The following is a 20586-nucleotide window of genomic DNA, read 5'->3' as shown; positions in this document are numbered from 1 at the left end:
GTTCCCGTCAGCGGAACAGGCCAAGCAGCTGCGCCTTCCGCCCATTTAGCGCGCCTGGGGGAGGCATTCATGGCTGGAATCAGCTTTACCGCCATCGACTTTGAAACCGCGAACAGCAACCCCGGGTCGGTGTGTGCTGTGGGCTTGGTCAAGGTCCGGGACGGAAAAGTCGTGGACAAATCGCATTGGCTCATCAAACCGCCGCCGGGCATCGACCACTTCGATCCCATCAACGTCGAAGTCCACGGCATCAGGGAACGCGACATTGTGCACGCAGCGGACTGGGAGATGTCCATCGAGGGGATCCTGCAGTTCGCCTGTGAGGACCAGCTGGTGGCATACGACGCCCCGTACGACGCCTCCGTGATGCGGAAAGCCACCGAACAACTGCAGCTGGACCTGCCCGCCAAGGACTTCTACTGTGCCCAGGAACTGGCCCGGACCGAGCTGGGGCTGCCGAAGCACAACCTCAACGACGTACTGGAGGCGTTGAAGCTCCCGCCCGTCCGCCATCACGAGCCCGGCACGAATGCCCTGGCCTGCGCCAACGTAGTCCTGACCATCGCCGCCCTGCGCCAGTTCGCCAGCCTGGCCGAGATCTGGGGTGGCCCTGCCGCCTCGATCGGCCAGCGGCGCCAGGGCCGGCGCGTCCGTGATGAGGAATCTGAGGCGGAGGGTGAAGCGACCGACGCCGACGCGCGCGACGGTGAGGCGCCGGACGGCGAAGCGCGTTACGGCGAGGCGCCCGACGCCGTCGGGCCTGCCGACGCGGTGCGTCCCGCAGAAGCGCAAACGGCTCCGAACCCGGCCCCGCGGGCCGAAGCCACTCCCACCCCGGCCCCCGCACGGCCGGGGGGCCGCCGGGGGGCCAGGTCCGGCGTAAAATCCGGCCTTGCCCTGTTGGCGGCGGGACTTCTTGCCGCCTTTTTCCTGTCCGCCCTTTCCGGCCTCGCGATCCAGTCATTCTCCGCGGGCCAAGTAGGAACCGGCGCGGTGGAGGCGGCGCTGGCGGTGGCCGCAGCGTGGGGTGTCTGGGCCTCCATCACCGCCGGCTGGCGAAGGATCTGGTCTGCCAGGTAATCGCGCCGCCACAGACCAGATTCTTGGATTCCTGAGTTATGGGGCCTTGGGAATGATGATCCACAAAGCGATGTAGACGAGTTCTCCGACGCCAAACAAGCCGAAGAGAACGAAGCCGATGCGGACTAGCGTCCTGGAGATGCCGAAGCGGTCTGCCAGCGCTGCACAGACTCCTGCGATGATTTTGCCGTCCCTGGGCCGAGCCATTAATGCTGCCATTTCGCCACACTAGCAGCCGGTCCGGGGCCAGGTAAGCGGTCCGGGAGAGTCAATCTCGGGTTCGGATCGGCACGGCCTTGCCGGCTGCCGTGGATTGCGGAAGGGCCTTGAACCCGGTTTACCCCGACGACGGGAGGACAGCATCGTTGGCACCCTCCCGCCGTCGAGCTTTTGGTGACCGGACATTCACATGAGGAGAGCCGGTCAGGCGGCAATGACGGTGCGGGAGGCAACTTTCTGCGGGGCAGTCCAGCACAGATAATCGACGGCACGGGTGTACGTTCCGGGCGAGGGAAAGCGCAGCGGGACGTCCGTCACGGCCAGGGGAACAAATCCGCCATGGGCGTGGACGTCCAAGATGCTCACGGCCGGGCCCTGAAGCGCTGTCGGCCGGAAATTGAAATACGAGAATTCATGTCCCCCCCATAGCTTTTTGCGGACATTGCCCATCGTCCCCGCGGAAACCTAGAGAAACGTTGGGCTCCGCGGGACCGGAATGGGGGGGGCAGGAATGCGCCTCAGGAAGAGGTGGACGACTGGGCGGTCCGGATTTCGAGGCGCTGTTCGAGATCGTTCATGACCACCGCGGCGAGGTCCCCGAGCATCTCGGCTTCCGAGGCATCCAGGACGCGGGGCTCGTAGTCGAGGATGCACAGGGTCCCCAGGTTGTACCCGTCCCGGGACTTGAGGGGCGCCCCGGCGTAGAACTTGAGGCCGAACTCGCCGGCGACGAGCGGATTCGCCAGGGCCCGCGGATCCTCCGGGGCGTTCTCGATGACCCACACGTCGTCCTGCAGAATCGCCGACGCGCACAGGCCGGGATCCCTGTCGATCTCCTCAACGGCCACGCCGTGGTGGGACTTGAACCAGATGCGGTCGTGGTCCACAACCGAGACGATTGCAATGGGCACCGAAAAGACCCTGGCGGCCAGTGACGTGACCCTGTCGAAGGCGCCGTCGGCGGGGGTATCGAGAATGGCATAGCGTCGAACGGCCTCCATCCTGGCCTCCTCGTCGCTGGGGATCAGGGCGGTGTCCACTTTGTGCTTTGCCCTGCTGCCGGCGGACTGGTCCTGCAGGGCCTGTGTCACCTCCCGGCTCGAGGGCCGGTCCTCCGGATTCCGTGCCGTCATGGCGGCCAGGAGCATCTGCCACTCCGGCTCCAGGGTGGCAGGGATTCTCGGATCCTCGATCAGCCGTGCGAGGGCACTCTGCAGCGGATCGCCCGGAAAGGACTGCTGGCCGGTGAGGCATTCGAGCAGCACCAGGCCCAGCGAGTACACGTCGCTGGCGGGACCGACGCGCTCACCCCTTGCCTGCTCCGGGCTGAGGTACCCGGCGGTTCCGAGGAAACCGCCGTCCGGACCCTCGGGCTTATCGGCAATGAGGGCAATGCCGAAGTCCGTGAGTTTCGCGCGCATCCTTGCGGCGTCATGGTCGTAGTCGAAGACCATGACGTTTCCGGGTTTGACGTCCCGGTGGATTACGCCGCATTCGTGGATGTATGCGAGGGCGTCCGCGAGGTCGTGACCGATCTGGGCTGCATGGCGGGCCGGGAGCGGCCCGTCCGCCAGGCGGCGCTTGAGATCCGGGCCCTCCACCAGCTCCATCACGAGGTAGATGCGCGGCCGTTCCGGTTCGGTTCTGTCGACGCCCGCGTCGAGGAGGGTCACCAGGCTGTGGTGGTTCAGGCGCGCCAGAACCTTCAGCTCCGCCTCGTCGTCGTGCGGCGCATCGTTGCCGCGGGACTTGGTGACAATCTTGACCGCAACGTCGCGCTCGAGGAATCCGTCCAAGGCCCTGTAGACGTTTGCCATGGCGCCCGATCCGATTTGTTCCAGGACGTGGTACCTGCCGCCTAGGATCGTGTCTGCTGAAATACCGGACTGTACGTCCATCGTGTGCCTTTGGGTCTTGCCGCGCGGTGCTCGGGGCCCGTACGCGTATTAGATTGTGAGGTTTTAGCAGGAGTGCGTTAAAAGCGAGTGGCTTAAAAGGCCGAAAGAGCCGATTCGCATCGACTCTTCCTGGATGACTGGGCTATATGAGGCTTGGTGCGCTGGCAAGGATGTAGTCCGCAGCTGCCGGCCCGGTCATGGCAAGCTCACAGTCCTCGGGAGAGATGCCCTGGTCCTTGAGCGATGCCCATAAGGCAGCGGGAGGCTGGGGCTCTGTCTGGTGAATGAGGCACCAGCTTGTGTACAGGCCGTAAAGATCGTCCGGGGTCAGCTGGGAGTCGGTCTCGCGCTCCGCAGTGAGGGCCTCGGCTACAAATCGTTCGAAATGGGTGGCAGTCATGGGGTCCTCCAAGGCAAGCATATTGATCCGCCGTTCTGCTTCAGCGTTAACGGATCGCCGCCCGAGGGCCAGTGATCTCCTTGAAATCTATGCGAGACAGACCGTTCTGTCTAGTCGTCTCCAACCGCCCGTCGCGCCGGCCTGCTCGGTGGGACTACGGCGTCCGGCCGGCCGATTTGCGCGGATGATTCCGGGTGTGTAAAGTAATTCGAGTCGCCGCCGCTGAAGCGGAAAAATAGCGACCGACCCCAATGAAACAGCCCGAAAATGGCGTACTTACTAGTGCGCCGACGACGGGCGGGGACCTTCCTGTTGAACCGAAAATCGCGGAAACGCTGATTTGCAAAGGTTCGCCGGACCGGGTAAGTTTGAAAAGTTGCTCCGGAGCGATCCACGGCTGTTTGGTTGTGGTGGTGCCGGGTGTGTCTGTTGTTTGAGAACTCAATAGTGTGCCAAGTTTGTTGATACCGGTTTATTTTATATGAATTGGTTGAATTTGCCAGGTTGCGCCACCCCGTGGTGTGGTCTGGTTTTGACAGCTGGTTTCAAATTTTGTGCAGGGTGCGTGTCCCGTTTTCCCGGGGGCGCATGTTGTGTCTGTTTTACTTCAACGGAGAGTTTGATCCTGGCTCAGGATGAACGCTGGCGGCGTGCTTTAACACATGCAAGTCGAACGATGACCCGGTGCTTGCACCGGTGATTAGTGGCGAACGGGTGAGTAACACGTGAGTAACCTGCCCTTTAACTCTGGGATAAGCCTGGGAAACTGGGTCTAATACCGGATATGACTCCTCATCGCATGGTGGGGGTGGAAAGCTTTATTGTGGTTTTGGATGGACTCGCGGCCTATCAGCTTGTTGGTGAGGTAATGGCTCACCAAGGCGACGACGGGTAGCCGGCCTGAGAGGGTGACCGGCCACACTGGGACTGAGACACGGCCCAGACTCCTACGGGAGGCAGCAGTGGGGAATATTGCACAATGGGCGCAAGCCTGATGCAGCGACGCCGCGTGAGGGATGACGGCCTTCGGGTTGTAAACCTCTTTCAGTAGGGAAGAAGCGAAAGTGACGGTACCTGCAGAAGAAGCGCCGGCTAACTACGTGCCAGCAGCCGCGGTAATACGTAGGGCGCAAGCGTTATCCGGAATTATTGGGCGTAAAGAGCTCGTAGGCGGTTTGTCGCGTCTGCCGTGAAAGTCCGGGGCTCAACTCCGGATCTGCGGTGGGTACGGGCAGACTAGAGTGATGTAGGGGAGACTGGAATTCCTGGTGTAGCGGTGAAATGCGCAGATATCAGGAGGAACACCGATGGCGAAGGCAGGTCTCTGGGCATTAACTGACGCTGAGGAGCGAAAGCATGGGGAGCGAACAGGATTAGATACCCTGGTAGTCCATGCCGTAAACGTTGGGCACTAGGTGTGGGGGACATTCCACGTTTTCCGCGCCGTAGCTAACGCATTAAGTGCCCCGCCTGGGGAGTACGGCCGCAAGGCTAAAACTCAAAGGAATTGACGGGGGCCCGCACAAGCGGCGGAGCATGCGGATTAATTCGATGCAACGCGAAGAACCTTACCAAGGCTTGACATGGACCGGACCGCCGCAGAAATGTGGTTTCCCCTTTGGGGCCGGTTCACAGGTGGTGCATGGTTGTCGTCAGCTCGTGTCGTGAGATGTTGGGTTAAGTCCCGCAACGAGCGCAACCCTCGTTCCATGTTGCCAGCGCGTAATGGCGGGGACTCATGGGAGACTGCCGGGGTCAACTCGGAGGAAGGTGGGGACGACGTCAAATCATCATGCCCCTTATGTCTTGGGCTTCACGCATGCTACAATGGCCGGTACAAAGGGTTGCGATACTGTGAGGTGGAGCTAATCCCAAAAAAGCCGGTCTCAGTTCGGATTGGGGTCTGCAACTCGACCCCATGAAGTCGGAGTCGCTAGTAATCGCAGATCAGCAACGCTGCGGTGAATACGTTCCCGGGCCTTGTACACACCGCCCGTCAAGTCACGAAAGTTGGTAACACCCGAAGCCGGTGGCCTAACCCCTTGTGGGAGGGAGCCGTCGAAGGTGGGACTGGCGATTGGGACTAAGTCGTAACAAGGTAGCCGTACCGGAAGGTGCGGCTGGATCACCTCCTTTCTAAGGAGCACCTACAGTCGCCTTGCCTCATGTATGTGAGTGTGGAGGGGTTGTCAGGAGTAAAGCCCGTTGCGCAGGCGATTGTTCTGCGGCGGGTGCTCATGGGTGGAATATCAACGGATAGCGGCCGCAGGTTCTTTTCCTTGCCCAGTACGGTTCCTCTCTTGAGGGGTGCCTGGAACGGTGGGGCGGGTGCGTGCGGTTTAGTGTTTGGCACACTGTTGGGTCCTGAGGCAACAGGACCATGGCCCGCGGGCCGTCCCTTGCGGGGGACGGTGGTGCGGGGTGTGGGACTTGTGTTTCTGGTTTCCTGGCTGCACCGATCATGCATGGTGGTTTCTTCTTTTGGGAGGGGCTGGTGTGTGGGGTGTGTGGTACGGGGTTGTTGTTTGAGAACTACATAGTGGACGCGAGCATCTTTTATAAGAAGCAATTTCCAAGAATATGAACCTGGATCTGGCTGCGCGTGATGATGGCGCCCTTTTTGGGGTGTGGTTGTTGGGTGTGGTTGGTTTCTGTGGTTCTCTCGTAAATTAGCGTTTTTGATCTTTTGTGGTCAAGTTTTTAAGAGCACACGGTGGATGCCTTGGCATTAGGAGCCGAAGAAGGACGTAGGAATCTGCGATAAGCCTGGGGAGTCGATAACCGGACTGTGATCCCAGGGTGTCCGAATGGGGAAACCCCGCCAGGGGCGCGAGCCACCTGGTGACCCGCATCTGAACACATAGGGTGCGTGGAGGGAACGCGGGGAAGTGAAACATCTCAGTACCCGCAGGAAGAGAAAACAATAGTGATTCCGTTAGTAGTGGCGAGCGAACGCGGATCAGGCTAAACCGTTCCATGTGTGATAGCCGGCGGGCGTTGCATGGGCGGGGTTGTGGGACTTTCCGTTCTGTCTCTGCCGGGACAGTGGGGTGAGGGTGCAGGTATAGGTGAACGGTCTTGAAAGGCCGGCCGTAGAGGGTGTGAGCCCCGTAACCGTAATGCTGTGCACCGCCTGGAGAGTATCCCAAGTAGCACGGGGCCCGAGAAATCCCGTGTGAATCTGTCAGGACCACCTGATAAGCCTAAATACTCCCTAATGACCGATAGCGGACCAGTACCGTGAGGGAAAGGTGAAAAGTACCCCGGGAGGGGAGTGAAACAGTACCTGAAACCGTGTGCTTACAATCCGTCGGAGCAACCGCGAGTGATCGCATAGTAGTTGTGACGGCGTGCCTTTTGAAGAATGAGCCTGCGAGTTAGTGTTACGTCGCGAGGTTAACCCGTGTGGGGAAGCCGTAGCGAAAGCGAGTCTGAATAGGGCGTTGCAGTGGCGTGATCTAGACCCGAAGCGAAGTGATCTACCCATGGCCAGGTTGAAGCGACGGTAAGACGTCGTGGAGGACCGAACCCACTTCAGTTGAAAATGGAGGGGATGAGCTGTGGGTAGGGGTGAAAGGCCAATCAAACTTCGTGATAGCTGGTTCTCCCCGAAATGCATTTAGGTGCAGCGTTGCGTGTTTCTTGCTGGAGGTAGAGCTACTGGATGGCTAATGGGCCCTACAAGGTTACTGACGTCAGCCAAACTCCGAATGCCGGTAAGTGAGAGCGCAGCAGTGAGACTGTGGGGATAAGCTTCATAGTCGAGAGGGAAACAGCCCAGACCACCAACTAAGGCCCCTAAGCGTGTGCTAAGTGGGAAAGGATGTGGAGTTGCGAAGACAACCAGGAGGTTGGCTTAGAAGCAGCCATCCTTAAAAGAGTGCGTAATAGCTCACTGGTCAAGTGATTCCGCGCCGACAATGTAGCGGGGCTCAAGTACACCGCCGAAGTTGTGGCATTCACATATTTTCCAAGCCTTCGTGGTTCAGGAGTGTGGATGGGTAGGGGAGCGTCGTGTGGGCAGTGAAGTCGCGGTGTAAACCAGCGGTGGAGCCTACACGAGTGAGAATGCAGGCATGAGTAGCGAAAGACGGGTGAGAAACCCGTCCGCCGAATGATCAAGGGTTCCAGGGTCAAGCTAATCTGCCCTGGGTAAGTCGGGACCTAAGGCGAGGCCGACAGGCGTAGTCGATGGACAACGGGTTGATATTCCCGTACCGGCGAAAAACCGTCCATGTTGAACAGGGGATACTAACTGCCCGAAGCCTGCCCTATCACCCTTGTGGTGTGCGGGTTTTGGTGGAGCGCGGGACCTGATCCTGGGAGGCAAGCGTATTAACAGGTGTGACGCAGGAAGGTAGCCGAGCCGGGCGATGGTTGTCCCGGTCCAAGGATGTAGGGCGAACGGTAGGCAAATCCGCCGTTCATGATGCCTGAGATCTGACGGGACTCCCGTAAAGGGGGATTCGGTGATCCTATGCTGCCTAGAAAAGCATCGGCGCGAGGTTTTAGCCGCCCGTACCCCAAACCGACACAGGTGATCAGGTAGAGAATACTAAGGCGATCGAGAGAATTATGGTTAAAGAACTCGGCAAAATGCCCCCGTAACTTCGGGAGAAGGGGGCCCCAACCTTGAACACCACTTGCTGGTGGGAGGGATCGGGGCCGCAGAGACCAGGGGAAGCGACTGTTTACTAAAAACACAGGTCCGTGCGAAGTCGCAAGACGATGTATACGGACTGACTCCTGCCCGGTGCTGGAAGGTTAAAGAGGACCGGTTAGCCGCAAGGCGAAGCTGAGAATTCAAGCCCCAGTAAACGGCGGTGGTAACTATAACCATCCTAAGGTAGCGAAATTCCTTGTCGGGTAAGTTCCGACCTGCACGAATGGAGTAACGACTTCCCCGCTGTCTCAACCATAAACTCGGCGAAATTGCAGTACGAGTAAAGATGCTCGTTACGCGCAGCAGGACGGAAAGACCCCGAGACCTTTACTATAGTTTGGTATTGGTGTTCGGAGTGGCTTGTGTAGGATAGGTGGGAGACGTTGAAGCCCGGACGCCAGTTCGGGTGGAGTCATCGTTGAAATACCACTCTGGTCACTTTGGACATCTAACTTCGGCCCGTAATCCGGGTCAGGGACAGTGCCTGATGGGTAGTTTAACTGGGGCGGTTGCCTCCTAAAAAGTAACGGAGGCGCCCAAAGGTTCCCTCAGCCTGGTTGGCAATCAGGTGTCGAGTGTAAGTGCACAAGGGAGCTTGACTGTGAGAGAGACATCTCGAGCAGGGACGAAAGTCGGGACTAGTGATCCGGCGGTACATTGTGGAATGGCCGTCGCTCAACGGATAAAAGGTACCTCGGGGATAACAGGCTGATCTTGCCCAAGAGTCCATATCGACGGCATGGTTTGGCACCTCGATGTCGGCTCGTCGCATCCTGGGGCTGGAGTAGGTCCCAAGGGTTGGGCTGTTCGCCCATTAAAGCGGTACGCGAGCTGGGTTTAGAACGTCGTGAGACAGTTCGGTCCCTATCCGCTGCGCGCGCAGGAAATTTGAGAAGGGCTGTCCTTAGTACGAGAGGACCGGGACGGACGAACCTCTGGTGTGTCAGTTGTACTGCCAAGTGCACCGCTGATTAGCTACGTTCGGATGGGATAACCGCTGAAAGCATCTAAGCGGGAAGCTCGCTTCGAGATGAGATTTCCATACACCTTGTGTGTGAGAGGCCCCCAGCCAGACCACTGGGTTGATAGGCCGGATGTGGAAGCGAGGACTAACGACTCGTGAAGCTGACCGGTACTAATAGGCCGATAACTTACACCACACACCACCCCGCAAACGGATTCAAAAGCGTTTGCACCCAGGGGCGGTACGAAGATAACAAGACTGCTTGCGTCCACTATGTGGTTCCCGACCAACAAACCCGCACCACCGGTTTGTTGCACAGGAACCAACAACTACATAACAACACCACACCTGCCCTTCACCGGGCAGGGATGTTGTAACCACAAATTTCCCACCCCGGGCCTAACACCCGCGGGACGGGAGCAAGGGTTACGGCGGTCATAGCGTGGGGGAAACGCCCGGTCCCATTCCGAACCCGGAAGCTAAGACCCACAGCGCCGATGGTACTGCACCCGGGAGGGTGTGGGAGAGTAGGTCACCGCCGGACAACCATTACACGGTCGAGAGCCCCAACCACACGGTTGGGGCTCTCCCGCATTTAAACGTTTATCCAATTTTGGTGCTTAAACGTTTATCCAAACTCATGAGCCTTTTTCTTCCAGGAAGTTGGATATTCCTGGCGACGCATATGCTCTGGTCAGATGCCAGTCGCGATCATTGTTTGCGGGATTCCAAATATTTTGCCGCAGAACTTTGGTCTTTTTCCTTCTGCATATGGCTAAGGTGTACAGACGCATCGATGACGATGCGTACATCGGCTTTAGGAGTCCCCGATGAGCATCGAAACTGACTTCCCCAAAACCAGGAAGAGCACCCGCAGGAAGCCGCTCAAGCACCGGTTTCCGCGCGCCAGGTTGGTCTCTCTGGCTACAACTTTCCTACTCGTGTCCACAATTTCGATTATCGGAGGCCCCGCGGAAGCGGCTACCGTGACCATCTCCCCTTCTGCGGACGCAGTGGTGAAACGGGACACTCCAACCACCAACTACGGCACGGCTACCGGCTTGAAAGCCGACAATTCACCGGTCGAAATGGTGTTCCTGAAATTCACCGTAAGCGGCACGGGCAGTACCGTTACCGGGGCAAAGCTCCGGCTGTTCGTAGCCGACCCGTCCAACCTCGGTGGCCAGTTCCGGAGGGTCCTGAACAATTCGTGGGTTGAAAACACCATCAACTTCAACAATGCACCGGTAGCCGAAACCGCCGTGATCGCGTCGGTGGGCGCCGCAACGCAGAATACCTTCGTGGAAGTGGACGTCTTCAGCGTCATCAAGGGCGACGGGACCTACTCGTTCCGGATCAGCAACACGTCCTCCGACGGAGTGATCTACAGCTCAAAGGAGACCGCAGACCCCACCCGCCGGCCCCAGCTGATACTGACCACCAATGCAACGCCGCCCCCGCCTCCGCCACCTCCACCGCCGCCGCCCCCACCGCCGCCTCCGCCAGCCAACCCCTGCGGCCAGACAGCGACGCCGCCGGCTGTCTCTTATACACATCTAGATGTGTATAAGAGACAGACCTACGACCATGTCATATGGGTTCTCTTCGAGAACAAGACCTACTCGCAGGTCATCGGGAGCCCGAATGCGCCGTACATGAGCCAGACTGCCCGGCAGTGCGCCTCGGTCTCCACCTGGAGCGACGCCGGCCAGGGGCTGCCGTCCCTCCCCAGTTATCTGGCCATGACCTCTGGCAGCACCCAGGGAGTCACCAGCGACTCGAATCCCGGCAACCTTCCGCCTATCACCAGCGACAACATCTTCAGGCAGGTCAGGACACGAGGCCTGACCTACAAGAGCTATCAGGAGGACATGTCCACCAACTGCCGGCTGAGTTCCTCCGGCCTGTATATGGTTCGGCACAACCCGGAAGTGTATTACCAGGGTCCGGGTGACAGGACGGCGTGCGCCACCAACAACATCTCGCTGGGCACGCCAACCTCTGGAAACCTTGCCCGCGATCTCGCCAACAACACCCTGCCGAATTTCTCCTTCATCACGCCGAACGTCTGCAACGACATGCACGACTGCAGCATCGCAACCGGTGACACGTGGCTTTCCGGATGGCTTCCCGTCATCCTTAACAGCCAGAGCTATCAGGCAGGGCGAACGGCAGTGTTCGTGCTCTTTGACGAGGACACGCCCGTTCCCAACTTCGTCGTGGCGCCCTCGGTCGTCCCCAACAGGGTGGTGCAGGGCTCGTTCAGCCATTACTCCCTGCTGCGGGCCACAGAGGAAATGCTGGGAATCAACGTCCTCCTCCTCAACGCGGGGCAGGCGCAAAGCCTTCGGCCGGCGTTGAACCTGTAGCCTCCTCGAATCACAACTCCGTAGCAAACAGCCGACATCCGGCCGAGGAACATATCCCGGCCGGATGTCGTTGTGAGAGCGGAGCCAGTTCAGCTTGGGTTCCGGTTGCCAGGCCATCTCCGACGTCACTCAAAGGACCCTCATGCCCCAGCGCACCATCGTCATCACCGGAGCCAGCGACGGCATCGGAGCAGCAGCCGCTCGGAACCTAGCGAAGGCAGGCGAGCGGATCGTCGTCGTCGGGCGTTCCCCGCAGAAAACCGCAGCGGTGGCCGCGGAACTGCGTGCCGACTACTTCGTCAGTGACTTCGCCGAGCTGGCGCAGGTGCGGGAGCTGGCCGCTGCGCTGAAGGAAAAGTACCCGCGGATTGATGTCCTGGTGAACAACGCCGGCGGCATCATGGGCGCGCACGAGCTCACCGTGGACGGCTACGAGAAGACGTTCCAGATCAACCACCTGGCTCCGTTCCTGCTGACCACCGAACTGATGGATGTGCTCACGGCCAGCCGCGCCACGGTCATCAATACCGCCAGCGCGGCGAACGGGTTCGGCAAGCTGGAACTGGATGACCTGAATTCGGCCGGGAGGTACTCGACCAACCGTGCCTACGGAACTGCCAAGCTGGCGAACATCCTGTTCACCGCGGAGCTGCAGAACCGCTTCGGCGGTGCTGGAATTTCGACGGCGGCCTTCCACCCTGGCGTGGTGGCCACGAACTTCGCGGCCGAGTCCACCAGCTGGATGCGGCACGCCTACAAGACGATCATCAACCGCTTCCTGTTGACCCCGGAACAGGGCGCAGACACCCTCGTGTGGCTCGCGACCTCGACGCCGGGGCAGGACTGGGTACCCGGCGCCTACTACGCGAAGCGCGCCCTGGCCAAGGCCAACAAGCAGGCCTACGACGCCGATCTCGCACGTGAACTGTGGGACCGCAGCCAGGAGATGGTGACGGCCAGCGAGCCGGCGGAAAAGCCTGAGCTGGACAACGCCTGACGCAGGCGGGTACCCCTGATCGAGCTTCTCTACCGCTGATCGAGCTTGTCGAGATCCAGAGGTTTCGACAGGCTCAACCAGCGGCGAATGCTGCTCAACCGGCGGGGAGCGGCGCCTCACCGCCTTAGCCGCAGGCCCTCCAGGGCGTCGATGGCGTCGGCCGAGCGCAGGATGGCCAGCTCCAGTCCGGACTCGGGTTCCGGATGCGAGAACAGGTAACCCTGCAGTGAATCGCACTGCAGGTCCGTCAGGTAGGCGGCTTGTTGGGCCGTCTCCACGCCTTCCGCCGTGACCCGCAGGCCCAGGCTGTGGGCCATGTTGATCATGGAGCTGAGGATGGGCAGTTTCTCCGCCCCTGTGCGGATCATCGAGACGAAGGACTGGTCGATCTTCACCGCGTCCACGGGCAGGTCCTGAAGCCGGCCCAGCGAAGAATAGCCCGTGCCGAAGTCGTCCAGGGCAACCCGCACCCCGGCGTTGCGCAGGCTTCCGAGCTGCCGGATCACGTGGGCGTCTGGGTCGAGGAACACGCTCTCGGTCACCTCCAGCACGAGCTGCCGCGGATCCATCCCGCAGGATGCGGCCAGGCACAGCACGGCGTCGGCGAAGTCGCGCTCCCCGAGCTGCACACTGGAGACGTTCACCGCGAGAGACCGGTCCAGCCGTCCGCCGAGCCATGCCCGCAGCTGCAGGAAACTTTCCCGCATCATGTGCATGCCGATCGTGGAGATCAGTCCGCTGCGCTCCGCCGTCGGAATGAACTGCGACGGCGGGACGCTCTCGCCGCCGCGGGCCCACCGCGCCAGCGCCTCGAACTGCGTCACTTCACCCAGCCGCGGCGAAACGACCGGCTGGAAATTGACGGTGATCCCGCCGTCGTCGACCGCGAGCCGCAGGCCCGCTTCCATGGCCGTCCGCTGCACCAGCGCGGTCATCATTTCGGGCTGGAAGCGCATGAACCGGTTCTTGCCGGCGGCCTTCGCCGCGTACATCGCCACGTCCGCCCGGCGCAGCAGTTCCGACGCGGCCACGGCATCCTCGCACATCGAAGAAAGCCCCAGGCTCAGGCTGGGCCGCAGCATGGATCCCTCGATCCGTACCGGAACGTTGAGCGACTGCACAATGTTTTCCGCCACGGCTTCGGCGTCGGTGGACCCGGTGAGGAGCACCACGAACTCATCGCCGCCCAGCCGGGCCACGGTGTCCTCCGGCCGGACGCAGGCCCTCAGCCGCCGGGCCACCTCCACCAGCATCTGGTCGCCGGCGTGGTGGCCAAGGATGTCGTTGACCTCCTTGAAATCGTCCAAATCCAGGAGGAGGACGTCGACGGCGGTGCCGTCCTTGCCGTGCAGGGCTTCGGTCAGCTGGTCGTGGAACAGCTTCCGGTTGGCCAGCCCGGTCAGCGGGTCCTGGAACGCCATCGCCTTGAGCTGCGCGGCCTGCTCGGCGAGTTCCGCCATCGCCTGCCTCGCTTGTTCCTGGGCACGGCGCCGGGGAGTCACATCGCGGAAGCTCCAGACGCGGCCCACCACCGCGTTGCCTACCCGCTGCGGGCGTGAGTAGCGTTCAAAGGTGCGGCCGTCCAGGAAGTCCAGGACGTCGTGGCTTTCCGCCGTGGGGTGGGCGTACAGCTCGTTGACTTTGTCCACGAAGCCTGCCGGGTTGGAGAGCAGCCCGAGCACGTAGTCGATGACGGCGGCATCATCGCCGGTGGCCATGAGTTCGTCGGGGATGCCCCACATGGTGGTGAACTGCTCGTTGATGCCGGCGATCTTTCCGTCGATGCCCACCACCAGGATGCCGTCCGCCGTCGATTCCAGGGTGGCACTGAGCAGTGACATCGCCTCGCGGAGCCCGGCATCTGCCTCCTCCCGGTGGAACGTCGCGCGGACTGCTGCGACCACGGATGTGCTGTGGTCCGCATGCAGGAAAGAGCAGGCCACCTCGGCCGGGAACTCGGTCCCGTCGCTGCGCAGGCCGTGGGCTTCAAACGGTGTGGGGGCCGGGACGTCGTGGCCGGATTCCTGGCTTTGGCGAAGGCCGGCGAAGAGCTGCTCAAAGCCGCGCCGGTGCCCGTCGGCAAAGGCCATGCGGTGGTCCTTGCCCAGCAGTTGGTGTTGTTCGTACCCGAACAGCCGGTCCGCGGCGGCGTTGGCCTGGCTGATAATGCCGGCGCCGCTGATCACCAGCACGGCGTCCGGCAGCGCGTCGAAGAGCACGCCCTCGATGCCGGTTTCCAGCCGTTGCCCGGGGCGTGAAGGAACGGCCATTATGCAGCCACCACGTGAGACCAGGAAATATTCATTGAGCGTCCTCCCCTCTGGAAATCATAGAGGTTCGTTGCCTAGGGACTCGACCCTTGCGGGGTTTCGACGGGCTCAATTTGCGTGCAACGTCAGTATTGACCGGCGATTCGGAAACGTTCTTGGGTGGCAATAAGCATACGAAGGACGATTAATCAATGGGTGATTTAACTTCTAAAGGGAGGAAACGGGAAGTACGCTTACCTCCTCAACGCCGTGAAGAGCGCACGGCCCGCGCCACGAATATAACCGTGATGAAGCTGGCGGCACCTTCCACGGAATACGCGCAGCGATTGCTGCGTCACTTTGCCATGATTTCTGCGGCCAAAGGCGGCCGCCGAGCACTTGGAGAACCTGATGAAACGCACTACAGCCCGTCGACTCGCTCCGCCACTCCTGCTGGCCGGTTCCCTGCTGGGACTGTCTCCCGCAGCGAACGCCGCCCCACCTGTTGTGGGGCCCCCTCCGCCAAATTTCTCGGCCGATCTGCCGGCCGGACAAGGTTGTCCCGATTTTGCATTGAGGGTTGACGCCGACGGCTCAAACGTGACCGTGAGGACATTCGTTGACCGGAAGGGGAAGACCCTGCGCACGCTCCAGGCGGGAAGAGGATACACGCTTACTTATACGAATCTCGACACCGGGAAATCAATAACTATTCGGCCAACTGGTTCGAACCGGAGCACAGTAACCAATCCGGACGGAACGTTCACGGTCACCGAGACGGGTACCGCAGGAATTATTCTCTTTCCGACTGACAATCCTCAAGGCCCCAGCAGCACGCAGTACTACGGTCGAATTGTCTACACGCTCAAGGCTGATGGTTCCACGCTCACGTCCCTCACTACAAGCGGTACGAGCATCGATATCTGTGCCGCACTGGCTTGATACCGCGGGCCCACTGCACAACCTAATCGTCAATTAACGGTCAGCCTTGCCGCGGTTCAGATGGCCGCGGTGAGGCTGACGATTCAACCCGCAGTTGATGCGGGCGGCGATAGTTGATGTCGGGGTTTGGACAGGCTCAACCAGCCCGGGCAGGCTCGGTTAGCGGACGGTCCGGGTTTCGGCGGGCTCAGCCAGCGGAACGTCGGCATGCTGGTTCGTCCCGAGACCGCGGACCGTCCAGCCTTCCGCCCGCCATGCCGAAGCGTCCAGCACGTTCCGTGCGTCCAGCACCGCCCGCCGTCGCACAAGCTGTCCGACGGCGGCCGGCGACAGCTCGCGGTACTCATCCCATTCGGTGAGCAGCAACACCAGCTCGGCGCCTTCCAGGGCCCGCTTAGTAGAGGCCTCGAAACGCAGCTGCGGGTAGCGCATCCAGGCGTTGTTGATGGCCTTCGGATCCGTCACCGTCACGTGCGCGCCTGCCGCTGCGAGCCGGAGGGCGACGTCCAAGGCGGGGGAGTCGCGGGTGTCGTCCGTTGCCGGCTTAAACGCAGCACCCAGCACCGTCACTGTCCGGCCGGCCAGATGTCCGGCGCACAGCTCCCGGGCGATACCAACGGTGCGTGCCCGCTGGCCGAGATTGATCGCGTCCACCACGCCCATCCAGTCGTCCACGGACCGGACCTCGAGCGCCTGCGCCTGCGCCCGGAAGCTGCGGATGTCCTTGGGCAGGCAGCCGCCACCGAAGCCCAACCCGGCATGCAGGTACCGGTTGCCGATGCGCGGATCCATGCCCATCGCCTCACTCAACTCGGTGACGTCCGCGCCGGAGGCATCGCACAGTTCGGACATCGCGTTGATGAAGCTGACCTTCGTGGCCAGGTACGCGTTCGACGCCGACTTGATCAGCTCCGCGGTGGCGAAATTGCACACCAGCCGCGGAATGCCGGCGCACAGCAGCGGCTCATAGACGGCGTCGAGCACCGCCGTCACGCCTCGCGCCGCGCCGGTCCCGCGCTCGAAGGCGGCCTCCCTGTCTCTTATACACATCTAGATGTGTATAAGAGACAGCCGTACACCAGCCGGTCCGGCACCAGCGTGTCCTTCACGGCAGTGCCCTGCCGCAGGAACTCCGGGTTCCAGCCCAGCAGCACGTCCGGACGGGTAGCCAGCATCCCGCCGAGCATGTCCACCGTGCCCACTGGCACCGTTGATTTGCCGACGACGGCGGACCCCTGGCCCAGGTGCGGAAGGAGACTTTCGGTGGCGGAGACCAGGTAGGTAAGGTCGGCGCCGTCGGACGTCTTGGACTGCGGCGTGCCCACGCACAGGAAATGGACCTGGGCGGATGCGGCATCCGCGAAGTCCGTGGAGAACGTGAGGCGGCCGGTCGCCCGGCCATCACGGAGCAGCTCATCCAGGCCCGGTTCGAAGAACGGTGCGAACCCGCGCGCCAGGTGGTCCACTTTGGCGGGATCGACGTCGATCCCCACCACCGTGTGGCCCATTGACGCGAGCGTGGCCGCGTGCACGGCGCCGAGGTAGCCGCAGCCGATCACGGAAATTTTCACAGGGGGACTCCTTCAGGGGCGCGGGCTCGGGTTTCGCGGGCGGCTCCGGTTTCGCTCCCCGCAGGCACCCTAACCTCGCAAGCTCGGCCAGGGGACCCTGCCGGCGTGGGCCCCGGCTCAACCAACGGTCTCGCGGGGCCTTGATCTCGGCAGGCTCGATCAGCGGAAATCGAGACCGGGGTACCCGCGATCACGGACGTGTAGTGCCGGACCAGTTCCGCGCTCAGGGCCGGCCACGTCCGGCCCTGGACCGAAGCGTGGGCTGCAGCCGCGAACGCCCGGCGCTTGGCGTCGTCGCCCATCAGGTCCATGACGTGCCGGCGCAGGCCGGCCAGGTCGCCGGGCTCGTACAGCCACCCGGTGCGGGAATTTTCCACGAGGTCCAGCGGGCCGCCGCGGCCCGTGGCCACCACCGGAACGCCCGATGCCATGGCCTCTTGGATGGTCTGGCAGAAGGTCTCGAATTCGCCGGGATGGACGAAAAGGTCGAAGGAGGCCACGGCCCGGGCCAGCTCCTCGCCGCCGAGGAAACCGGCAAACACGGCGTCCGGCAGGGCCTCCTGAAGGGCCTCCCGCTGCGGCCCGTTCCCCACGATCACCAGCCGGGTGCCAGGAACATCGGCCAGCACGGCCAGGTCCTCCACCTGCTTCTCAATCGCGAGCCGGCCCACGTAGCCGATGATCCGCTCGCCGCCGGGCGCCATCGAAGCCCGCCAGCCGTCGTCGCGCTTTCCCGGCGCAAAACGCGCGGTGTCCACACCGCGCCGCCACATGTCCACCCGCGGAATCCCGCGGCCGCGCAGCTGGTTCAGCGCGAAGGTGGACGGCACCAGCGTCCGGGAGGCCAGCAGGTGGATGTTCTCCACCCGGTTCCAGGCCCAGTTCTCCAGGAACGGCACGCCGTACCGGGCGGCGTAGCTGGGAACCTCGGTCTGGTAGATGGCCACGGTGGGGATGCCCAGCTGGTGCGCCGCCTGCGCCGCCCGCCAGCCGAGGACGAACGGTGATGCAAGGTGGACCACGTCCGGTGCGTAATCGGCAAGGATTCGCTTGACCCGGTACACACCGCCCAACGCCACCCGCACGTTCGTGTATCCGGCCAGCGGCACGGAGGGGAGCCGGTGCACAACGGCCCCGTGCACAACGTCGAGAACATCTGTGTCCGACGTCGACGGCGCAATCACCAGCACCTCATCGCCCCGTTCCTGCAGATGCTCCAGCACCCGCAGGATGGAGTGCGTAACCCCGTTCATCAGCGGCAGGAATGATTCGGCAACGATTGCGATCCTCACCCCTCCACGGTGTGCCCGGCGTCTGACACTGCGGGGGAGCAGGCGTTACCGGGAGGGGAAGGTTGGGTTAACACGAAGTCGGCGGGTTTCGGCAGGCTCAACCGGCGCGGCGGGTTCGGCGGGTTTCGGCAGGCTCAACCAGCGGTGTCGGGCCGGAGGATGTCCGGCAGCTCGTCCACGTAGACGGTCTGGGGCGGTTCGAAGTAGATCACCAGCACCTTTTCCCCGACCCGGAAGACACTGACCTTGTCGAACGGGTGGGCATGGAAGGCGCTGGTTCCGCCCCGGTACGGAAGCATGACCTCGCCGATGGTTCCTGGCCCGATCAAACCGGTGACCCTGCCGATCTTTCCGGTCAGGCTCCGGTCCACATTCCTATGCACCGGGAGTCTTCGGAGGCCGTTTGGCCGGATCCTGCCCGTTCTTGAGCGCGGACGATAGGCGGGGCAGGAAGGTGCCGGCCTGGGAGAGGATTCCGCCGACCATGCTGTTGAGGCCGTCGGCGCCGTTCAGGACCGTCAGCTGGTCCACATGGCCGAACGGTTCCGCGGCTGCTGCCACGATGGCCGGCATGTTCTCCGCCAGCTGCTGGGCGATGACGGCGTCCTGGTTGCTTTCGAGGGCCTCACCGCGGGCCTTGATGCCGTCGGCTTCTGCCAGGGCCTTGGCCTTGATCGCGGAGGCGGCAGCATCGCCGCGTGCCTTCGTCGCGGCGGCTTCAGCTTCACCTGTCACCCGCGTGGCGCCGGCGATGGCCGCGGCGGCAGTTGCGCTTGCCTGTGCCTCGACTTCCACCCGCCGGGCGTTGGCCTGGGCCTCGAGCTCGGTGCGCTTGGCCCGTGCTTCGGCGGCGCTGATATCGGCGGCCTTCTGCGCTTCAGCCTCGGTCCGCTGGGCGTACGCCTTGGCATCGGCGGGTTTGCGGATGGTGGTCTGGAGTTTCTGCTCCTCACGGTCGGCCTCAAGCTTGGCCACCTCAGTTTCCTGGACCACCACCTGCTGGCGCGCTGTTGCGTCTGCCAGCGGGCCGGCCTGTGCTGCGTTGGCGCGTGCCCGTTCGGCATTGGCCTGGGCCACGGACTGCTTGATGGCCGAGACGCTCTGCGCGTCGGCAATCTGCGCCGCCGCCTCGGCTTCCTTCTCGGCCGCTTCGCGGTTCCTGGTGGCCTCGGCGATGCGGGCTTCCATCTTGACCTGCGCGATGTGCGGCTTGGCGATGTTTTGAATATAGCCGGTGGGATCCTGCAGGTCCTTGATTTGCAGTGAATCGACCACTAGGCCGAGCTTCTCCATCTCTACGCCGCTCGCGCCGCGGACCTGTGATGCCAGTTTGTCGCGCTCGCGGATAATTTCCTCGACCGTCATGCTGCCGATGATTGACCGCAGGTGGCCTTCAAAGACGTTGTAGACCTGGCTTTCCATTTTTGGCTGCTGGCCGAGGAACCTACGTGCAGCATTGGCGATAAAGGCCGGGGCGTCGCCGATTTTGTAAATCACCACGCCGTCCACGATCACCTGGATGCCCTGGGACGTCACACAGGAGACTTTGAGTTCCGTTTCGTTCAGCGTCAGGGAGAGGGCCCGGACCGTCTGCAGCCCGGGGACCACCAGGGCGCCTTTGCCCGTGACGATTTTGAAGTCCATCCCGTCGGTGTTCTCCAGCGTGCCGCGCGTCAGCCCGGAAATAATGAGTGCTTCGTTTGGTTCAGCCACCTTCCACATCAGCTTCACGGCCAGCCAAATCGCCGCAATCCCGCCGAGCACCGCCGCGATGGTGGCGATGAGGGGGAGGAAGGCTGCCAGGTTCTCCATGGCCGGGTCCTTTCCGAGCAATCAAAATGGTCTAACGGGAGACCCCCAAAGACGGAAGCTAAATCCTGCTTGGTTGACTGCAGGAACAGCAACGCTGGTGAACCTCGAGCTGCGGGAATCCCAGCTGTAA

11 protein-coding genes, 3 rRNA genes and 1 pseudogene are annotated in these 20586 nt (G+C 62.1%); 6 read left to right on the top strand and 9 right to left on the bottom strand.

Annotated features, from left to right (window positions below; genetic code table 11):
- The first annotated feature begins 69 nt into the window (after positions 1-69).
- On the top strand, positions 70-1080 hold the full coding sequence (locus B1A87_RS12860; RefSeq protein WP_078027615.1) for an exonuclease domain-containing protein: 1011 nt from the start codon (positions 70-72) through the stop codon (positions 1078-1080).
- Between the two features lie 36 nt (positions 1081-1116).
- On the opposite strand, the gene B1A87_RS12855 is transcribed toward B1A87_RS12860, so the two are convergent.
- The 4 genes from B1A87_RS12855 to B1A87_RS12845 form a co-directional block, all read right to left on the bottom strand.
- Complete coding sequence (locus B1A87_RS12855) at positions 1117-1299, bottom strand: PspC domain-containing protein (protein WP_078027614.1); 183 nt, start codon at positions 1297-1299, stop codon at positions 1117-1119.
- Between the two features lie 204 nt (positions 1300-1503).
- Entirely contained in the window at positions 1504-1665 is a 162-nt protein-coding gene (locus B1A87_RS23015) for a hypothetical protein (RefSeq protein WP_185982316.1), read from the bottom strand.
- Positions 1666-1817: 152 nt separating this feature from the next.
- Entirely contained in the window at positions 1818-3197 is a 1380-nt protein-coding gene (locus B1A87_RS12850) for a GAF domain-containing serine/threonine-protein kinase (RefSeq protein WP_078027612.1), read from the bottom strand.
- 142 nt (positions 3198-3339) lie between these two features.
- A complete protein-coding gene (locus tag B1A87_RS12845) occupies positions 3340-3597 on the bottom strand; it encodes a hypothetical protein (protein WP_078027742.1) in 258 nt (85 codons plus the stop codon).
- Between the two features lie 607 nt (positions 3598-4204).
- On the opposite strand from B1A87_RS12845, the gene B1A87_RS12840 reads away from it, so the two are divergent.
- From B1A87_RS12840 to B1A87_RS12820, 5 genes are all read left to right on the top strand, one after another.
- Positions 4205-5733: ribosomal RNA gene (locus B1A87_RS12840) — 16S ribosomal RNA — on the top strand.
- 554 nt (positions 5734-6287) lie between these two features.
- A 23S ribosomal RNA gene (locus B1A87_RS12835) occupies positions 6288-9420 on the top strand.
- Between the two features lie 231 nt (positions 9421-9651).
- Positions 9652-9768 (top strand): 5S ribosomal RNA (gene rrf, locus B1A87_RS12830).
- Together the 16S, 23S and 5S rRNA genes form the textbook arrangement of a ribosomal RNA operon.
- 286 nt (positions 9769-10054) lie before the next feature.
- Positions 10055-11593, top strand: coding sequence for an alkaline phosphatase family protein (locus B1A87_RS12825; RefSeq protein ID WP_144275810.1), 1539 nt, complete (start codon positions 10055-10057; stop codon positions 11591-11593).
- 142 nt (positions 11594-11735) lie between these two features.
- A complete protein-coding gene (locus tag B1A87_RS12820) occupies positions 11736-12590 on the top strand; it encodes an SDR family NAD(P)-dependent oxidoreductase (protein WP_078028482.1) in 855 nt (284 codons plus the stop codon).
- Positions 12591-12706: 116 nt separating this feature from the next.
- On the opposite strand, the gene B1A87_RS12815 is transcribed toward B1A87_RS12820, so the two are convergent.
- The 5 genes and pseudogenes from B1A87_RS12815 to B1A87_RS12795 all read right to left on the bottom strand — a co-directional run bounded on the left by B1A87_RS12815 (position 12707) and on the right by B1A87_RS12795 (position 20456).
- Complete coding sequence (locus B1A87_RS12815; protein WP_078028481.1) at positions 12707-14860, bottom strand: bifunctional diguanylate cyclase/phosphodiesterase; 2154 nt, start codon at positions 14858-14860, stop codon at positions 12707-12709.
- A gap of 1080 nt (positions 14861-15940) precedes the next feature.
- Positions 15941-17352, bottom strand: a pseudogene (locus B1A87_RS25035) (UDP-glucose dehydrogenase family protein).
- Positions 17349-18644: a glycosyltransferase family 1 protein gene (locus B1A87_RS12805; RefSeq protein WP_260680821.1), complete on the bottom strand. Its 1296-nt coding sequence runs from the start codon at positions 18642-18644 to the stop codon at positions 17349-17351. The pseudogene B1A87_RS25035 and the gene B1A87_RS12805 overlap by 4 nt, the downstream one beginning before the upstream one ends.
- A 134-nt stretch (positions 18645-18778) precedes the next feature.
- A complete protein-coding gene (locus B1A87_RS12800; RefSeq protein WP_139362833.1) occupies positions 18779-19027 on the bottom strand; it encodes a hypothetical protein in 249 nt (82 codons plus the stop codon).
- Positions 19020-20456, bottom strand: a complete 1437-nt coding sequence (locus B1A87_RS12795; RefSeq protein ID WP_078028479.1) for a flotillin family protein — start codon at positions 20454-20456, stop codon at positions 19020-19022. The genes B1A87_RS12800 and B1A87_RS12795 overlap by 8 nt, the downstream gene beginning before the upstream one ends.
- Between the last annotated feature and the right edge of the window lie 130 nt (positions 20457-20586).

The sequence above is a fragment of the Arthrobacter sp. KBS0703 genome (assembly GCF_002008315.2).
Lineage (GTDB): Bacteria > Actinomycetota > Actinomycetes > Actinomycetales > Micrococcaceae > Arthrobacter.
Note: the sequence above shows the minus strand (reverse complement) of the source record. Positions and strands in the feature narration are given on the sequence as shown.

Bases quoted from the DNA above. Each gene is read 5' to 3' on its own strand.
- B1A87_RS12860 (WP_078027615.1), top strand. From the start codon at position 70: ATGGCTGGAATCAGCTTTACCGCCATCGACTTTGAAACCGCGAACAGC.
- B1A87_RS12855 (WP_078027614.1), bottom strand. From the start codon at position 1,299: ATGGCAGCATTAATGGCTCGGCCCAGGGACGGCAAAATCATCGCAGGA.
- B1A87_RS12850 (WP_078027612.1), bottom strand. From the start codon at position 3,197: ATGGACGTACAGTCCGGTATTTCAGCAGACACGATCCTAGGCGGCAGG.
- B1A87_RS12845 (WP_078027742.1), bottom strand. From the start codon at position 3,597: ATGACTGCCACCCATTTCGAACGATTTGTAGCCGAGGCCCTCACTGCG.
- B1A87_RS12825 (WP_144275810.1), top strand. From the start codon at position 10,055: ATGAGCATCGAAACTGACTTCCCCAAAACCAGGAAGAGCACCCGCAGG.
- B1A87_RS12820 (WP_078028482.1), top strand. From the start codon at position 11,736: ATGCCCCAGCGCACCATCGTCATCACCGGAGCCAGCGACGGCATCGGA.
- B1A87_RS12815 (WP_078028481.1), bottom strand. From the start codon at position 14,860: ATGGCCGTTCCTTCACGCCCCGGGCAACGGCTGGAAACCGGCATCGAG.
- B1A87_RS12795 (WP_078028479.1), bottom strand. From the start codon at position 20,456: ATGGAGAACCTGGCAGCCTTCCTCCCCCTCATCGCCACCATCGCGGCG.